Raw genomic sequence first — 15,678 nt, forward strand, 5'->3', positions numbered from 1 at the left:
GAACACCGCCCGGGGCCTGGACACGACAGATTGGAACCGTGATGTCCGTAGTTGATGATACGGCCTTGGCTACCAGCGGAAACACACAGACGGGCCGTCACGGCCGGTCCGGTTTCCGGCGGGCTGCTCGGCGGCCGGAACGGCCGCTGCTGTCGCTGGCGGAGCGCGCCGCGGCCGCGGAGGAACGGCAGGCGGTGCTCGGCAAGAGCACCGCGTTGTTCGAAACGCCCGAGCTCGACGAGATCGACGCGCGGATCGCGGCGGAGAAGCGGTTGCGCGCGCTGGAGCTGCAGCAGCGGGTGCGCGAGAACCAGGCGGCGTTCGAGGCCCGCGAGCTGGAAGCGCGCCGGCAGCGGGCGCGGGAGGAGAAGGACGCGGCCGAGGAAGACCGCCGAAGGAACGAAGAGGCGGAGATCCGCCGCTGGAAGCTGCGGGCGGGGGACCGCGCCGAGCAGCTGACCAGCAAGTCGGCACAGCTGGCGGAGACGGCGAAACTGCTGGTCACAGCCAAGCAGGCGATCATCGGCGGGGTCGTCCTGCTGCTGGCCTGGTCGGGTGTGAACGTCCAGCAGCAGCTGGTCCCCGGCGGCGAGCTGGGCAATCCCTTGTTCTGGCTGTCGTACGGCATCGACGTCTGCCTCGGCGGGACGCTGGTGCTGCTGATGCTGACCTCGGCGACCACCGCGCGGGCCGGGATGGCCCAGCGGAAACAGCTGGTCAAGGGCTGGCGGCTGTCCCGCTACATGCAGGAGGCGGCGATCCTCGCCGCGTCGCTGGCGCTCAACGCCGGCACGCACCTCGCGCACGGCGAGCTGCTGCTGGCCGTGAAGAGCGCGATCGCGCCGGTGATGGTGGGGATGCTGGTGTGGGCCTACAACCACATCACCGGGCAGCTCTCGACCACGCTGCTCAAGCTGACCGACGACCTGCACGCGCACGAGCAGCTGGTCAGCGACCTCGACGATGCACGGACCGCCCTCGAGGAGCACCGGCGGCGCGAGGAAGAGCTGCAGGATCGGCTCGGCAACCTGAGCACAGCGCTAGACACCGCCAGCGCGGACGCCCGTGCGCTGCGGGCCGAGCGCGACGCCCGCCCCGAGGTGGTCCTGGACGAGCGGACGCTGCCGCTGCTGCCGCACGCCCTGCGCGGCTTCGAGGGCATGGCCGCCGGGTCGCTGACGCCGTCCATCATGCCGGACGGCGGCGGAGTGCCGGCGAGTACCCAGCTGGCGGCGAAGCTGGGCCTGCCGAAGCCGGTCGCGATCGAAGTGCGCGACCTGATGAAGAAGCTCGCGAAGGGCGACACGAAGCTGGTCGTCGGCGCGCCGGAGGAGGCGCCGGTGACGCTGCTCAGCCGCGCCCTGTAACCGAACTGGACCACGGCGAATGGCCCCCGCCGCAGCGGGGGCCATTCGCCGTGTCCGCGCTCTTTGGGGCGCCTCGCTCTACCGCGCGCTCGCCGACCAGGCGGCGACAGCGTGACCGCGCCGGGCTGGCGGGGGAGCGGCCGAGCGGAGGGTCGCTGGGGTGAATACCCGGTATTCACCCCAGCTTGAGTCTGTACCGCTGTCCGCCTGACTGCGGCGAGTCACCCGACAAGAACGGCCCTTACGTGGCCAAGTACGGAGAAACCCCGGCGGCAGCGGTGCGAATGCCATTAAACGCACGTCCGGAAGCATGTTCCCCTCCCTCTGACCAGGGCGACCTCGTCGCAGAATGGGTCGCGGCGCGCTGGCCGTGGCAACGGATGCCGAGCGGGCGACGGCGAGCTGCGGATGTCCGGTGAGCGCACCGGCGCAATGGACACCACCGCCGACGAACTCACCGCCCTCCACGCCCAACTCCACCGGGCACTACACCACTGACCAGGAACTAGCGGACTGCGGTGCGCCGCCGAGTTACTCGTCAACCTCCAGGTCGGAGATCCAGATGTCCAGCTGAGCGAGAACATCGTCGATGGGGCGTCCCGTAGCGACCGCCACATCCTCCAGGAGCTTCTTCTCCAGAGCGACGTGCGCTATAGCGGTCGTGCTGAGCAGTCGGCTGGCTTCGCGACTGAGAACATCGACGACCTCCCGAGTCAATGCCCTGACCGCATCCGGGAGATCGGCACTGCTGCGAACCTGCTCGAACGACTTCGCCACCCTGTGCGCCATTGGATCGACGACATCGTCTGGAAGCCCAGACAAGAGCGTGCCGTAAACGGCTTGCCACTGGTCCAGGCCACCGGTGTCGTTCGTGACGGTCGCACGTAGAAGCTCTACCGCTGCGCGCAGGTCACCGTTGAACTGGGGAGCGCTCGCCGCATGGGCGTCATTATCGGGCACACCGCGAGGATACGACCGCAGCATCCGCTCGCATCACCCCGGACAGGCATCTAAGACAACCTCTGACCAGCAGCTACTTAACCCAGTGGCCCCTTTCCGGGATATTCGGGAACCGCCGCATATCCCATCGGATGCGTATTGGCCGCATCACCCCGTTGGGGCAGGCCCGCTACGACCGGCACGTCGCCGCCCTGCAGCGGCTGCTCCGGCACGACCCCGACCGCAACGCCTGACGTGACTCGACGCAGCGAACGCTGCGCCGTGCCGGACCGCTCCGGCACGGCGCTGCCGGGCACGCTCGCGAACTCGCAGCGTGCCCGGCAGCATTGGCCGCACGAGGGCCGCTCGGCGCCCTCGTGCTCGGATCAGAACCCCAGGCAGGTGAGGACGCCGTTGCCGTAGTACAAGGCCACGGCTGCCTCTCTGTCGCACTGACGTGATCGCGTGTACGAGCCGTAGTCGATCAAGTTCGGACCGTATCGACAAGGCTCCCGCACGGAAAGCCCCAGGTCAGAGGTACCCGTACGGGGGGGGTACGGGCAGAGGTGTCCTGCGTGCAGACCAATTCGATGAGGACTGGTCGCGGAGCCGCAGCGGGCCGGGGGCGGGTCGACCAGCTCGATGCCGGTAGCGACCACGCCAAGGGCTTCGCGTTCGGGCGAGTAGGTCTGGCGGTTGCTGGCCGGTTGCTCGGTGCTGGTCGCGGGGCGGTTGACCGGGGAGATGTCCTGGTGGTCGAGCATCTTCTCGAAGCCAAGGAAGGTTTCCGCTGGTCACGACCCGGCGCGGACGCTGCTGTTGCCGGGGTGGGCCGTCAGGCGGTGAGTGCGGAGGCGAGGCGGGCGAGGACGGCTTCGGGGTCGACGGCGCCGGTGATCGCGACCGGGGGCCTGGCCGGGTCGTCGGTGGCGATGCGGGTCGCGCCCCGGTGGCCGTGGCGGTCGTCGAGGACGACGGCGACCGGGGCGTCGCGGCGTTCGAGGACCAGGTGCTCGTCGACGAGCACGGCCGCGGCGAGCGGGTCGTGCAGGGGGAGGCTCGGCACCTGGTCTCCTGCTTGCGCGAGCATCGCGGCGGCGGGGCCCCACGGCGGCGCCGCGTGGTCGGCGAGCTGCTGCAGCCATGCGCGGCCGGCGGTGACGGTGCGGGTGACGTCGAGGCTGACCAGGGTCAACGCGAAGCCGGCGGAGAGGACGTGCTCGGCCGCGTCGGGGTCGAGGTGGACGTTGGTCTCGGCAGCCGCGGTGATGTTGCCGGTGGTGTCGAGGGCTCCGGCCATGGAGACGACGCGGCGGAGGAGCCGGGGCAGCCGCGGCTCGGCGGACAGGGCGGTCGCGAGGTTGGTCAGCGGCCCGAGGGTGAGCAGTTCGAGCTCGCCGGGGCGGGCGCGGGCGAGGCCGAGCAACTGCTCGACGGCGTTCTGGCCGGAGGTTTCGCGGCCGGGCGGCCCGGCGAGGGCGGCGAACGGGTCGTCGGGGTGGCGCAGCCGCAGCGGCTGGGCGAGCGGTTCGGCGGCGCCGACCGCGACGGGAGTGGAGCGGTCTCCCGCCAGCTCGAGGGCGCGCAGGGCGTTGCGGGCTGCGGCGTCGGCGGTGACGTTGCCGTGCACGGCGCCCACTGCGACCAGGCGGATGTCCGGACAGCGGGCGAGGCAGTGCAGGGCGAGCGCGTCGTCGAGGCCGCCGTCGGTGTCGATGAGGACCGGTCGAGGAGCCGCAGGTGTCATGCACCGGTCTTACCGTCCGCGCGCAGCCTGACCACGATCGGGGAGCCGGCGTAGGCGTGGCGGATATCCGCTGGTGGGGGTCTTCCTGTGGTCCCGGGTGCGGGCAGGCGGTGAGGAGGCGGGCTGTTTAAAGCAGGAATCCGGACTGAGCGCGGGCCAGTTGAGTCTGGATGTCGTGGTCGAGCTGGTCCGCATAGCCGGGCGCGAGGGCGTAGGTTCCACCGTTCTGGACTGCGTGGACGATGCGGTTGACCAGGTCTTTCCGCTTGATCTGTTCGGTCGTGCCTTCGTGGCGGCGGTAGATGACGAATCGGCGGCCGCGCTGGGCGCAGTACAGAATGTCCATGCCGCCGCTGTGCCCGGTCCGGTGAGCCACGAACCCGATCGGACCGGCTCCGACCCCTGCGGGCCGGTCCTGGCGGGCGTGAGGTGAAGCGGGTTCGGTAGTGCTGCGGTTACGGTGTGGTGTGATCGTTTCCGAGTTGTTCGACCCCGCCGCCTGGTCCGAGGTCGAAGGGTTCTCCTTCACCGACATCACCTACCACCGTTCGCGAGACGCCCGCTCCGGCAAACGGGTGGTCCGGATCGCTTTCGACCGTCCGGAGGTCCGCAACGCCTTCCGCCCGCACACCGTCGACGAGCTCTACCGGGCGCTCGACCACGCCCGGATGAGCGCGGACGTCGGGTGCGTCCTGCTCACCGGGAACGGCCCGTCGCCGAAGGACGGCGGCTGGGCGTTCTGCTCCGGCGGTGACCAGCGTATTCGCGGACGCTCCGGGTATCAGTACGCGAGCGGGGAGACCTCGGACACGGTCGACCCGGCGCGGGCGGGCCGGCTGCACATCCTCGAGGTGCAGCGCTTGATCCGGTTCATGCCGAAACCCGTGGTCGCCGTGGTGCCCGGCTGGGCGGCGGGCGGCGGGCATTCGCTGCACGTCGTGTGCGATCTCACCCTCGCCTCGGCCGAGCACGCGCGGTTCAAGCAGACCGACGCCGACGTCGGCTCGTTCGACGCGGGCTACGGTTCGGCGGGCCTCGCCCGGCAGGTCGGGCAGAAATTCGCGCGCGAGATCTTCTTCCTCGGCCGGGATTACACGGCCGAGCAGATGCACCGGATGGGCGCGGTCAACGAGGTCGTGCCGCACGCCGAGCTGGAGCGGGTCGCGCTCGAATGGGGCTGGACGATCGTCGGCAAGTCGCCGACCGCGCAGCGGATGCTGAAGTACGCGTTCAACGCGATCGACGACGGGCTCGTCGGACAGCAGCTGTTCGCCGGCGAAACCACCCGGCTGGCGTACATGCAGGACGAGGCCGTCGAAGGCCGCGACGCGTTCCTGGAGAAGCGCGACCCGGACTGGTCCGACTACCCGTACTACTACTGAGATAGGTCGTCCCTCGTGTGCTCGGCGACGGTCCAGGTTTCCGGGCTCCGGAATGTGGCGTTGTCCGGAAGTGCGGCAGGGTGCCTTGATCCGTCGGCACGTGGCGGGGATGCTCGCGGGGACGTTGTCGGAGACGAGGAACTGGGGGCGGGGCATGGCATCGGTGCGGGCGAACGGACGCGAGCTGTCCTATGAGGACACCGGCGGCGACGGGATTCCGCTGGTGCTCGGGCACGGGTTTTTCCTCGATTCCACGGTGTTCGCGCCGCTGGCCGCCGGGCTGGGGCGCGAGTGGCGGGTGATCGGATGGGACGCGCGCGGGCACGGCGGCACCGCCGACGACGGGCAGCCGTTCGATTACTGGGACCTGGCTCGGGACCTGCTGGGCCTGCTGGACGCGCTCGGGCTGGAACGGGCGGTGGCAGGCGGGATCAGCCAGGGCGGGTTTATCGCGTTGCGGGCGGCGCTGCTGGCTCCGGAGCGGGTCGAGGGCCTGGTGCTGATGGATACCGAGGCCACGCCGTGCGACCCGGACGACCGGGCCGGATACGAGCGGCTGTTCGCTGCGCTTGACCAGCACGGCCCTGCCGACGAGCTGACCGGGCCGCTGGCCGCGCAGCTGCTGGGCGACCCGGCGTTGGAACGGCAATGGCGCCAGACGTGGCAGCAGAGGAGCCTGCCGCTGGGCGCTCCGGCACGGTGCTTGATGGAACGCGACGACGTGTCCGGGCGGCTCGGCGAAATCGCCTGCCCCGCGCTGCTGATGTGGGGGTCGCAGGACCACAGCCTGCCCTACGACCGGATGCAGCTGCTCGACCGGCGGCTGCCCGGCGCGAGCGGGGTGACCGTCATCGACGGAGCCGCCCACACACCGACGCTGACCCACCCCGGCCAGGTGATCGCGGCGCTGACGGCGTTCCGGCCACGGCTAACCACTGCGGGAGCGGCCCTCCGCTGACCAGCGGCAGCCTAGGGGCGAGAGCGCTCGGCGCCGGAGGCGTCCGCCGCGCCGGGGTCCGGGGAGCGGGTCCCGAGGTACATCTGCACCGGCACCGTCGGGTCGGGAGCCTTGTGCACCTGGGCAAGCAGGACGAACTCGGTGCCTCGGTCGAGGTCGCGCACCCGCATGTGCTGGGTGTGGCGGCCCATCAGCAGCTCCTGGCGCTCCCACATGGCACGGAAATCCGGGTAGCCCGCCAACGCCTCCAGAACCTGCTCGAACATCGGCTCCGCCGGGCGACGCGCCATCAGCCCGCGCAGCCACGCGACGGTAAGCCGGGCCTCGGTCTCCCACTCCACCATGATCGCCCGCGACTCCGGCACCCCGAAAAACCAGGCCAGCACGTTGCCGACGCGGGTGATGCCGCGGAAAATCCTCGCGTATTCGCTGTTCGCGTAGAGGACGTTCCACGCGTCGTCGACGTACCCCGCCAGCTGCGGGACAAGGTTGTCGACCATCTGCTTCATCACGTCGGTGATCTCCGGCGGCCGGTACCCGGCCCGCGCCGTGGCCGCGCCCGGCAGCTGCGCCGTCGCCAGGTCGTGCAGGTGCTGGCGCTCGACAGGCGAGCAGTGCAGAGCGTCAGCCAACCGGTCCACGATGTCCGCGGATGGGTTCCCGAGCCGCTGTTCCAGCTTGATCACGTACCCGGTGCTGACACCGGCTGCCGCGGCGAGGTCGTCCCGGCTCATCCGAGGCCGCGGCCGGGCGGGCGCACCGGCCGGAAACCCCGCGGCGTCAGTCGTCCGCAGATGCCGCAAATACCCCCCGAACGAAGGCGGTTCAAGAGGGCCAGGCGTGTGATTTGCATCACTGCCGCTCAACCTCTCGCGACTACGCACCGCGCTGTCCCCCTACTTTACGTGATCGCACAACCGCCGTTCGCCTGAACGAGGCAGGCAAATCACCGCGTCGCCTGATAGTTCCAGTCATACCCCTGGCAGTCATACCCCTGGCAATAGTAGTTGATCGCCTACGCGCGGTCGCGAAAACTTCTCGGACACCAGCGAGGCAAGGGGGCTTCCGAAGACCAGGGGGAGGGACCGCGGGAATGACTGTTCGACTGACGGACGCCGCAGGTGGGAAAGGTGCGCCGCGATCGTCCGGAGCGCGCCCGGAGCCGGGGCTCCTGGCTGCCCGCAGGGGCAGGCGCGGAGCCTGGGGCGAAGAGAGGGCGTGGGACTACGCAGGGGTGCGGGAGGGTCTGGCGCGGGCGCGGGTCCAGGCGGCCCGGATCGTTGAGGGGCTGACGCTGAGGGCGTCGGCGAGGCGGCGGGCGAGGTCGTCGGCGAGGGCCTGCTCGGCGCGTTCGAGCGCGCCGAGGCGGGTGGGGGAGACCCCGATCGCGGCGGCGAGTGCGGCTTGGGTGAGGCCGGCGTGGACGCGCAGGTCGCTGAGGTGCCGCTGCTCGTCGGGGATCGGCACGAGGTCTCGCACCGCGATTCCGAGTGCGGCGGCGATCCGCGCGAGGCTGTCCACCTGAGGTTGCCGGCGGCCGGTCTCCAGGGAGGCCACGGCCGCGGGGGAGATGTCGGCCAGGCGGGCGAGGTCGCCGCGGGACAGGCCGCGCTGGCGGCGGGCCGCCGCCAGCGCCTCGGGGTCGAACCCCCGGCGGACGCCGATGCTCATGCGTGCCCCCTCATGGGACGCATTATCCCTCCTCCGCGCTTCACCGCGCAGCCCCGGCGCGCAGGTGCGAGGTGCAGTTTTATTGTAGAGTTTTATTGTAGAGTTCCGGCTGTTCGGGCCGGGGATTCGGATGGAGATGAGGCAGTGGTTGTGAAGAGATGGTGGAAGCCGGTGGTCGCGGCGGTGGTCGCGGTCGTGACGATGGCGGCGGGGTCGGCTGCGTTGGGCGGTGTCGCGTCGGCGGCGGGCGAGGGCACGGGGCTGTGGCTGCAGCCGTCGCAGCCCTATGTGGGCAACCGGGCGGCTGCGGACTGGGAGGGCACCTACGTCCTGTCGGACGGGTCGAAGGCGTGGTGCGTGCAGTTCGCGTTGAACAACCCGTCGACGGCGACGGGCTGGCTGCCGGACCCGGTGGTGCTGACCGACAAGTGGGGCGGTCCGCTGTCGCCGGAGGACCGGGCGCGGGCGGCGGTGTGGCTGGAGGCGGGGCGCGCGCACGCGGAGAGCCCGGAGTGGTCGGCGGCGGTGGCGATCCTGCTGCACCAGCTGACCGGTTCGCAGCGCCCGCCGGACGCGGGCGCGGGTTTCCGCGAGGTCGGCTACGACTACGGCCTGCACTACCGGGCCGCCCCGGGCCCGGTGCGGAAGATCGTCGACGATCTGCGCGCGGCCGGTGACCGGCTGCGCGGCCCGTGGACGGTCGCGGTGGCCCCGCCCTCGGGCGAGCTGCGGGGCGGGCAGTCCGCGCCGTGGACGCTGCGCGTCGCCTCGGCCACCGGCGACCCGGTGCCCGGCCAGGCCCTGACGGTCGCGGTGTCGGGAGGGACCGGCCCGGCGCAGGCGAGCACCGGCCCGGACGGCGCGGTGACGGTGCCGGTGACCCCGGGCACGGCCGGGAGCACGGTGGAGGTGTCGGCGAGCACGACCGCCCCGGCGACCGACGTGCGGATGCGGGTGCCCGCGCAGGACACCGTGCAGCGCGCGGTCGTGGTGCCCCAGCCCACCCGGGTCCGGGGCGGCAACACGCGCGAGGTGACCCAGAAAGCCGCGCTGTCGCTGGTCAAGGTGGTCGAGGGAGACAAGGATCTGCGGCCGGTGCCCGGCGCGGTCCTGAAGGTCACCGGACAGGACGGGACGGTGATCGCGGACAAGGTGACCACCGCGGACAAGCCGGTCCTCGTCGACGCGTGGCCGGGAACCGTGCTGGTCAGCGAAGTGTCCGCGCCCGGCGGCCTGGAGCGCTCGGGCGAGGTCCGCAAGGTCGAGCTGAAGTCCGGGCAGACCGCGGCCGTCGCGTTCGCCGACACGGTGCGCACGGTGGTCCGCAAGCTCGACGCCGACACCAGGCAGCCGTTGGCGGGCGCGCAGGTGCAGCTCTACGCGGACAAGGACGGCGCCCGGACCCTGGGCGAGGTGCTGACCACCGGCCCGGACGGGACGGTCGCGGTGCCCGGCGGGCTCGCGGCGGGCCGGTACTGGATCAGGGAACTGGTCGCGCCGCAGGGCTACCAGGTCGACACCGCGCTGAAGCCGGTCACGGTCGCCCCGAAGGCCGAGGCCGTCGCGGTGGACCTGGTCAACGCCAGGATCGTGGTCCGCACCCAGGACCGCGTCCGCGAGCACGTGGTCGTGCGGCAGGTCACCGCCGGACCGGTCTCCGCCGCTGCCGCGGCGGCGGCGGAGTAACGGGATGGCCGCCGAGCAACACGGCGGCGGCGCGCCGTCCGTCCCTGCTGACGACAGGGGCGGGCGGCGGCCCGGCCGCCGGACAGGGCTGCTGCTGGCCGCCGGAGCCATCACGGTAGCGGCCGGGATCGCGATCGCCGTCACCGCGCCGTCCCCCGGCCCCGCCGCCGCAGGTGACGGGGCCGGGTCCGGCCGGCAGGCTCCGCCGCCGGTGACCGTCGCCCCCGCGCCGGTCCCCGGGCCGGGCGAGCCCGAACCGGTCGCGCCGGCACCGGTGCCCGCGCGGGCGGACACCGGCGACGCCCCGAACCGGCTGATCCTGCCCGACGGGTCGGCCGCGAGCGTGGACACGATCGCCCCGACCGGCCGCGGCGCGCTGCATCCGCCGACAGACCCGGGCCGGGTCGGGTGGTGGGTCGACTCCGCGCTGCCCGGCTCCGGGACCGGGGCCGTGGTGGTGACCGGGCACATCAACTGGGCCGGGCACGCCGGATTCGCCCGCAGGTGGCTGCCGCCCTCGGCGGGCGGCCGGGTCGAACCAGGGCAGGACATCACGCTGTCCACCACCGGGTCCGGGCCGCGCCGCTACCGGGTCACCGGCACCCGCGCCTACGACAAGAGGTCGGGGCTGCCGAGCGAGGTCAACCGGCGCACCGGCCCCGAAACGCTGCTGCTGATCACCTGCGGCGGCCGGTGGGCCGGCGGAGATCTCGGCTACGCCGACAACCTCATCACCACCGCCCAACCAGCCTGACCCGGAGCGGCGGCAACCAGGAAGGACAAAGGCGCATATGCAGGCCAGCACTTGGTGCGACGAGTGCGGCCGGGCGGTTTCAGGCCCGGCCGCGACCTGCGTATGCGCCGTCCTCCCGGTCGCTGCCGGCACCCTCGCGAACCAAGCCAGTCGCGGAGCCGGGGTGTTTCTTCCGGCCGGTTCCGGCCCCGCCTCGACCGGAAAATCCGGTGGGATTCGGCCCCGCCTCGCGACCGGTTGCCGGGATCGGCACGTGGCCACGAGCCAGGCTTTGCGCCGGTCCTTGCTTCGTTGGAGGCTACCGCCGGCGGGGCCGGAACTCGCCGGACGAGCGGAGCCGGGAACGACCGGCAAAGACACCGGCGGGATTCGAGTTCAGGGGAGGGGAGGGCTCGTCACCGCCGCGCTGTCGTCGGATGGGTCAGCTCTGCGCTGTACCGCTCTCGTCGTGGCGCCGGCCGTCCAGCCCGGCTCGTTGCCGCAATTCGCTCATCCGCCGTTGGCGGGTGCGTTCCCACAGCGTGCGCAGTTCTCCCGCCCCGAGCTGGAGGGCCGCGGAGATCGCGGCGGCTTGGTGCTCGCTGGGCCGCCGGTGGCCGCTCTCGATGTGGCTGAGGGTTGCGCCGTCGATCCCGCTCTTGCGGCTGAGGTCGCGGGCGGTCAGCCCCTGGAGGGCTCTCCGCTCGGCGAGCCCGATCTGCTCGTCGTCGAGGTCGGTCAGCTCCCGCAGCGGTATGCCGAGGACGTCGGCGGCCTTCTTCGCGTGCCGCGGGTCCGGCGAGACGTCGCCGGCCTCCCATTTGTGCACCGAGCTGCGGGTCGTGCCGATCAGGTCCGCCAGGTCCAGGATCGACAGGCCGCGCCGCTCGCGTTCGGAGCGCAGTCGGCGCGGGGAGAACCCCGGCAGTCTCGCGAGTGTCACCCGTCGCATCCTTGGTCGCCGCCGCGTCACGTCGTCGCCCATCATCCCGCCGTCCCTTTCCGTGTCGGCCGCAACCCCAGTTATCTAACAATATGAACTATCAATCAATGCTAATAATGTTACATTGCCGATGGGGGTTCCGGGGAGCGTCGCGACGGCCGTCCCGGAGCAACTGATCAGGACCGGCTGGGCGAGAGGAGGAGATCATGGGCCCGACCAGGGAAAGCGGCCCGTCCCGCAGGGGGACCGCGCCGGGAGGGGCGGGGTTCGACCCGGCGACGGTGCCGGTGTACCCGGTGGTGCGGATTCGGCTGGAGGCCGAGCCGGGTGCCGTCGACGGCACGGTGCGAGGTCTGGTCGACGGCGCGGTCGTGGCCGTGTCCGGCGACCTCGCCGAGGTGCGGGCGCAGCTGATCCGCGAGGTCGCGCGCAAGGCTGCGCTGCGCCCGGGTCGGGCGATCCGCGCCAAGGGCGAGGATCTGTCGGGCGCGGTGTGGGAGACGGTCGTGACCGACGACGGCCAGACCTACGATGCGACGGCCCTGCGGTCGCCCCGGAAGACCCGCCGGCCGCGCCGTGCTGTGCTGATCGCCGCCGCTGGCGTGGCGCTGACCCTGGCCGTGGCCTTGGTCGCGGCCGTGCTGATCCTGCAGCGTCCGGCTCCGTCGGAGTCCGCGGCCCCCGCGCTACCGGAACCTGTGGCGACCGAGCTTCCGGTAGCGGGCCCAGCAGGCTGGTCCCGGGTCGCGACGTGGTCGGCTCCGGTCGAGGCCAACAGCCCGAACCCGGCCTCCCAGGTCGCGGCCGACGAGCTGCGCGTGTTCGCGCCGGGCAAGAGCTCGGTGGTCGCCTACAGCGCCGCGACCGGCGCCCGGCTGTGGTCGGCAGGGCTCGGCGGAACGGTGCAGACCGGACCGGCCCTCACCCGGATCGGCGGCGCACCGGCGGTCGTCGCCGCGTCCTCCTCGGAAATCCAGGCGTGGGATCCGGCCACCGGCCGGTCCCTGCTGACCGCGAAACTTCCGTCTTCCAGCGCTCGTGTCCGGGTGACGCCGACCGGTCCGATGGTGACCGACGACAACGGCGGACAGCACGTTCTGGTCGTCCAGGGCCAGGACCTCGTCGCGCGGGTGCTGCCCTCGGGCGCGACCCCGTTGTTCCCGACCGCCGACGGCGCCCTGGTGGCCGCGGCCGCGCCGGGACAGCTGTGGCGCATCACGTCCGACGCCGTCGCGGGGGACCCGATCCCGGTGGCAGCACCGGCAGGTGCGACGTTCTCGTCGGTCGCCGGGGCCACCGAACGGGCGATCGTGCTCGCCTACGCACCGCCAGGCGCGGCGTCGGGCACGGTCGTGCTGAGGGCCTTCCCGGTCGCCGGCGGCGAGCCTCTGTGGACCAGTACGCCGGTGCCGCAGGCGCAGGTCGCGGCCGGCACGACGTCCGCCTTGGCCCCGGCGGCTCCCTCCGGGCACTGGGGCATCTACGGCACCTCGATCGTGGATCTCGACCTCGGGAAGACCACGTCGCTGCCGACCGGGTGGCAGACCAGCGTCGTCGGCGACGCCGCCGCGTTCGGCACCGTCGACGGCACGGCCGTCGCTGCCACCCCCGCAGGGCTGACCGCGGCGAGCACGCAGGCGCTGGCCGCCGGGCGAACCGGCGGCACGTCCGTCCCGGGCGCGCCGGGCGCGGTGCGGGGGACCACCGCGTACCTGGTGGCGCGCGACGGGAACGCCGAGCACCTGTACGCCGTCCCCGCAGCCGACGCGGCTCCGGCCTCGGCGGGAGGCCGCTGATGAAGTGGGCCGTGGGCGGGTTGTTCGCGCTGCTGCTGGCGTTGCCGCTGACGATGTTCGCGTCCTCGGGGAACAACCCGCAGCCCGGCCAGGGCTGCGGCGGCGGATCGTATGCACCCGTCGACCCGAAGGGAGCGGCGGCCGCGCTGACCCCGGACCAGCGGTCGATCGTCGCCTCGATCATCGGGATCGGCAAGCAGCGAGGCCTGCCGCCCCAGGCATGGCAGTCTGCGATCCAGGCCGGGAAAACCGAGTCCGAGCTGCGGAACCTCCCCGACGGCGACCGCGATTCGATCGGGGTGTTCCAGATGCGCCCCAGCATGGGCTGGGGCACGCCCGCCCAGCTGCGTGACGTCACCTACCAGGTCAACAAGTGGTACTCGGTGCTGATCGCGGTCCCGGGGTGGCAGTCGATGCGCACCGGCGACGCCGCCCAGCGGGTCGAGCGCAGCGGATTCCCCGAGCGCTACCACCGCTGGGAAGCCTTCGCCGCGGCGGTCATCGCGCAGAACGGCGATGCCGTCCCGCCCGCCGCGGGCGCGCCGCCCGGCGGCGTCGCCGACGTGTGCGGGCCGTCCGCGCTGGACGCGGGCCGCATGGAGGCCGCCGTCGTCTTCGCGCTGGCGCAGCAGGGCAAGCCCTACCAGTGGGGCGCGACCGGGCCCGGGGCCTTCGACTGCTCCGGTCTGATGCTGCGCTCCTACCAGCAGGCCGGGATCACGCTGCCGCGAACCTCGGCCCAGCAGTTCCGGGCAGGCGCCCGCGTCCCGGTCGGCCAGGCGCGCCGCGGCGACCTGCTGTTCTGGGCCTACAACACCAACGACCCGGCCACCATCCACCACGTGGCGATGTCCCTCGGCGGCGGGCAGATGGTCGAAGCCCAGCAGGACGGCGTCCCGGTGAAGATCTCGAAGATCCGCAACGTCGGGCTCATGCCGTCCGCGGTCACGTTCCTGCCCACGCAAGCCCCGGGAGGCCCCTGATGCAGCTGTCCGCACGCGTTCTCCGCATCGCGGCGGCGGTGGCGCTGACCGCCGCCGCGGCCGGGTGCGCCACCGGCGAACGCGACACCGCCGACCACAGCCCGGCCGCGACGTCCGCCACCGCGCTCGTCCCGGTCAACCCGGCCACCGTGCCGCCGTCCGCAGCCGACCAAGCGGCCGCGACCTCGACGGCCCTGCAGTGGGCGCAGCGGTGGCTGCGCCCCGCCGAAGGAGTCCAGTCAGGCCAGTGGATCGCGGGCCTGCAGCCGTTGTCGACCCCGGAGGCGGTGACGCAGCTGCGCACCGTCGATCCGCAGAACGTCGACTCGACCCGGATCACCGGACCGGCGGCGATCCATTCGGCGATGCCCGACGACATCACCGTGGACGTGCCCACCGACGCGGTGACCGTCCGCGTGGTCGTCGTCCGCGCCGAGGGCAGATGGCTGGTCAACGGCTGGAACCCAGCGTCATGAGCGGACAAGGGAAAGCGAGGACGTCCCGGATGGAAGCGGGAGCGCTGATGAGAAGGAAAGACAAAACCCCGGTCGCCAACCCGTTCCTGGCTCCGGAGGTTCGCCCGTCGCCGATCCAGGCCCCGCTCCAGCAGGACCGGGGACAGTTCGAGTACGCAGGTGCCCCGATGCCCACCGGCGCGCCTGCCCCGGCGCACCCGGTGCTGCGGCTGCCGCTGTGGATGGTGTCGCCGCGGGTCGCGCCGCCGCGGATCCCGCGAGTCCCGCTGCTGCAGGTGGTCGGCCTGCACGGCGGCGCCGGGGCCACGACGGTGGCGGCAATGCTCGGCGCCGGTGTCGTCGACTGCGGCGTCGGCTTGGACTGGCTGTGGACCAATTCGGCCCCGGTGCTGCTGGTGGCCCGCACCCACGCGCGCGGGCTCGATCTCGTGCGCCGAACCGGTCAGCAGTGGGCCTCCGGCGGCCTCAACCAGATCCGGATCCTCGGGTTGGTGCTGGTCGCGGACCTGCCCAGCCTCGGGGCCCAGAAACGGCCCGCCGAGTCCGCGTCGCGGATCTTCCCGGTCACGTGGCGACTGGACTGGGAGGAGGAACTGCGGCTGAACCCCGGGCCTACGCACCCGGACCGGTTCTCCTCCCGGATGCGGCGCATCCGCAAGAACGTGCTGGCCAAAGCCGAACTGGCCAGCCCGCACATCCACCGTCAACAACAAGCAAGGAGCAGCTGATGAATCCCTTCCTTTCCGCGGCCGTCCTGGCCGCCGGCCAGCTTCCCCCCGGCACCGGCCAGCTGAGCACCATCGGGGCTTGGTTGAGCGGGCTGGTCGGGCTGGCCCTGTTCGGCGGATTCATCGCCGCCATGGGCAAAACCGGCCTCGCCGCGCTGCGCCACGGGCACTTCGAGGGCGGCACGGGAGCCGTCATCTGCCTCGTGTGCGCCGTCCTGCTCGGCGCCGCGACAGCGATCTTCGCCGCGCTCGGTGTCAGCGCTGGCTAA

At 72.3% G+C, this 15,678-nt stretch carries 16 protein-coding genes; 10 read left to right on the forward strand and 6 right to left on the reverse strand.

The genetic code is table 11. The annotated features are described in order from the left end of the window. Positions 1-65 precede the first annotated feature (65 nt). Positions 66-1,367, forward strand: coding sequence for a hypothetical protein (locus SSMG_RS41935; protein ID WP_037719540.1), 1,302 nt, complete (start codon positions 66-68; stop codon positions 1,365-1,367). A 531-nt stretch (positions 1,368-1,898) separates the two neighbouring features. Here the strand turns inward: SSMG_RS41935 and SSMG_RS41940 are convergent. The 3 genes from SSMG_RS41940 to SSMG_RS41950 form a co-directional block, all read right to left on the reverse strand. Further along, positions 1,899-2,327 carry a hypothetical protein gene (locus SSMG_RS41940; protein ID WP_037719542.1) on the reverse strand — a complete coding sequence of 143 codons (429 nt, stop codon included), beginning with the start codon at positions 2,325-2,327 and terminating at the stop codon, positions 1,899-1,901. Between the two features lie 814 nt (positions 2,328-3,141). Beyond that, positions 3,142-4,053 carry a nucleoside hydrolase gene (locus tag SSMG_RS41945; RefSeq protein WP_009086625.1) on the reverse strand — a complete coding sequence of 304 codons (912 nt, stop codon included), beginning with the start codon at positions 4,051-4,053 and terminating at the stop codon, positions 3,142-3,144. A gap of 127 nt (positions 4,054-4,180) precedes the next feature. Beyond that, the gene (locus SSMG_RS41950; protein WP_158688180.1) at positions 4,181-4,429 is read right to left on the reverse strand and encodes a hypothetical protein; all 249 of its coding nucleotides are present in this window, start codon (positions 4,427-4,429) and stop codon (positions 4,181-4,183) included. Positions 4,430-4,520: 91 nt separating this feature from the next. Here SSMG_RS41950 and SSMG_RS41955 point away from each other — a divergent pair, with 91 nt between their 5' ends. Beyond that, the gene (locus SSMG_RS41955; protein ID WP_037719548.1) at positions 4,521-5,435 is read left to right on the forward strand and encodes a 1,4-dihydroxy-2-naphthoyl-CoA synthase; all 915 of its coding nucleotides are present in this window, start codon (positions 4,521-4,523) and stop codon (positions 5,433-5,435) included. A 154-nt stretch (positions 5,436-5,589) separates the two neighbouring features. Beyond that, entirely contained in the window at positions 5,590-6,393 is an 804-nt protein-coding gene (locus SSMG_RS41960) for an alpha/beta fold hydrolase (protein ID WP_009086628.1), read from the forward strand. Positions 6,394-6,404: 11 nt separating this feature from the next. Here the strand turns inward: SSMG_RS41960 and SSMG_RS41965 are convergent, their stop codons facing one another. Both SSMG_RS41965 and SSMG_RS41970 read right to left on the reverse strand, forming a co-directional pair. Continuing rightward, the gene (locus SSMG_RS41965) at positions 6,405-7,277 is read right to left on the reverse strand and encodes a helix-turn-helix domain-containing protein (protein ID WP_009086629.1); all 873 of its coding nucleotides are present in this window, start codon (positions 7,275-7,277) and stop codon (positions 6,405-6,407) included. A gap of 340 nt (positions 7,278-7,617) precedes the next feature. Beyond that, complete coding sequence (locus tag SSMG_RS41970; protein ID WP_009086630.1) at positions 7,618-8,064, reverse strand: helix-turn-helix transcriptional regulator; 447 nt, start codon at positions 8,062-8,064, stop codon at positions 7,618-7,620. A gap of 144 nt (positions 8,065-8,208) precedes the next feature. Here SSMG_RS41970 and SSMG_RS41975 point away from each other — a divergent pair, with 144 nt between their 5' ends. Then, a complete protein-coding gene (locus SSMG_RS41975; protein WP_009086631.1) occupies positions 8,209-9,750 on the forward strand; it encodes a collagen binding domain-containing protein in 1,542 nt (513 codons plus the stop codon). Between the two features lie 4 nt (positions 9,751-9,754). Further along, entirely contained in the window at positions 9,755-10,504 is a 750-nt protein-coding gene (locus tag SSMG_RS42900; protein ID WP_009086632.1) for a class F sortase, read from the forward strand. A gap of 421 nt (positions 10,505-10,925) precedes the next feature. On the opposite strand, the gene SSMG_RS41985 is transcribed toward SSMG_RS42900, so the two are convergent. Then, a complete protein-coding gene (locus SSMG_RS41985; protein ID WP_037719552.1) occupies positions 10,926-11,426 on the reverse strand; it encodes a helix-turn-helix transcriptional regulator in 501 nt (166 codons plus the stop codon). 206 nt (positions 11,427-11,632) lie between these two features. Here SSMG_RS41985 and SSMG_RS41990 point away from each other — a divergent pair, with 206 nt between their 5' ends. The 5 genes from SSMG_RS41990 to SSMG_RS42010 are packed head-to-tail and all read left to right on the forward strand — an operon-like array spanning position 11,633 to position 15,678. Further along, complete coding sequence (locus SSMG_RS41990) at positions 11,633-13,222, forward strand: PQQ-binding-like beta-propeller repeat protein (protein WP_009086634.1); 1,590 nt, start codon at positions 11,633-11,635, stop codon at positions 13,220-13,222. Next, the gene (locus SSMG_RS41995; protein WP_009086635.1) at positions 13,222-14,205 is read left to right on the forward strand and encodes a C40 family peptidase; all 984 of its coding nucleotides are present in this window, start codon (positions 13,222-13,224) and stop codon (positions 14,203-14,205) included. Before SSMG_RS41990 ends, SSMG_RS41995 begins: the two co-directional genes overlap by 1 nt. Then, the gene (locus tag SSMG_RS42905) at positions 14,205-14,681 is read left to right on the forward strand and encodes a hypothetical protein (protein WP_050788579.1); all 477 of its coding nucleotides are present in this window, start codon (positions 14,205-14,207) and stop codon (positions 14,679-14,681) included. The genes SSMG_RS41995 and SSMG_RS42905 overlap by 1 nt, the downstream gene beginning before the upstream one ends. A 47-nt stretch (positions 14,682-14,728) precedes the next feature. Further along, on the forward strand, positions 14,729-15,409 hold the full coding sequence (locus SSMG_RS42910) for a DUF6668 family protein (protein WP_158688181.1): 681 nt from the start codon (positions 14,729-14,731) through the stop codon (positions 15,407-15,409). Beyond that, positions 15,409-15,678, forward strand: a complete 270-nt coding sequence (locus tag SSMG_RS42010) for a hypothetical protein (RefSeq protein ID WP_009086647.1) — start codon at positions 15,409-15,411, stop codon at positions 15,676-15,678. The genes SSMG_RS42910 and SSMG_RS42010 overlap by 1 nt, the downstream gene beginning before the upstream one ends.

Origin of the sequence: Streptomyces sp. AA4 (genome assembly GCF_000158875.1) — a bacterium.
Taxonomy (GTDB): Bacteria; Actinomycetota; Actinomycetes; order Mycobacteriales; family Pseudonocardiaceae; genus Amycolatopsis.

Bases quoted from the DNA above. Each gene is read 5' to 3' on its own strand.
- SSMG_RS41945 (WP_009086625.1), bottom strand. From the start codon at position 4,053: ATGACACCTGCGGCTCCTCGACCGGTCCTCATCGACACCGACGGCGGC.
- SSMG_RS41960 (WP_009086628.1), top strand. From the start codon at position 5,590: ATGGCATCGGTGCGGGCGAACGGACGCGAGCTGTCCTATGAGGACACC.
- SSMG_RS41970 (WP_009086630.1), bottom strand. From the start codon at position 8,064: ATGAGCATCGGCGTCCGCCGGGGGTTCGACCCCGAGGCGCTGGCGGCG.
- SSMG_RS42900 (WP_009086632.1), top strand. From the start codon at position 9,755: ATGGCCGCCGAGCAACACGGCGGCGGCGCGCCGTCCGTCCCTGCTGAC.
- SSMG_RS41990 (WP_009086634.1), top strand. From the start codon at position 11,633: ATGGGCCCGACCAGGGAAAGCGGCCCGTCCCGCAGGGGGACCGCGCCG.
- SSMG_RS41995 (WP_009086635.1), top strand. From the start codon at position 13,222: ATGAAGTGGGCCGTGGGCGGGTTGTTCGCGCTGCTGCTGGCGTTGCCG.
- SSMG_RS42905 (WP_050788579.1), top strand. From the start codon at position 14,205: ATGCAGCTGTCCGCACGCGTTCTCCGCATCGCGGCGGCGGTGGCGCTG.
- SSMG_RS42910 (WP_158688181.1), top strand. From the start codon at position 14,729: ATGAGAAGGAAAGACAAAACCCCGGTCGCCAACCCGTTCCTGGCTCCG.
- SSMG_RS42010 (WP_009086647.1), top strand. From the start codon at position 15,409: ATGAATCCCTTCCTTTCCGCGGCCGTCCTGGCCGCCGGCCAGCTTCCC.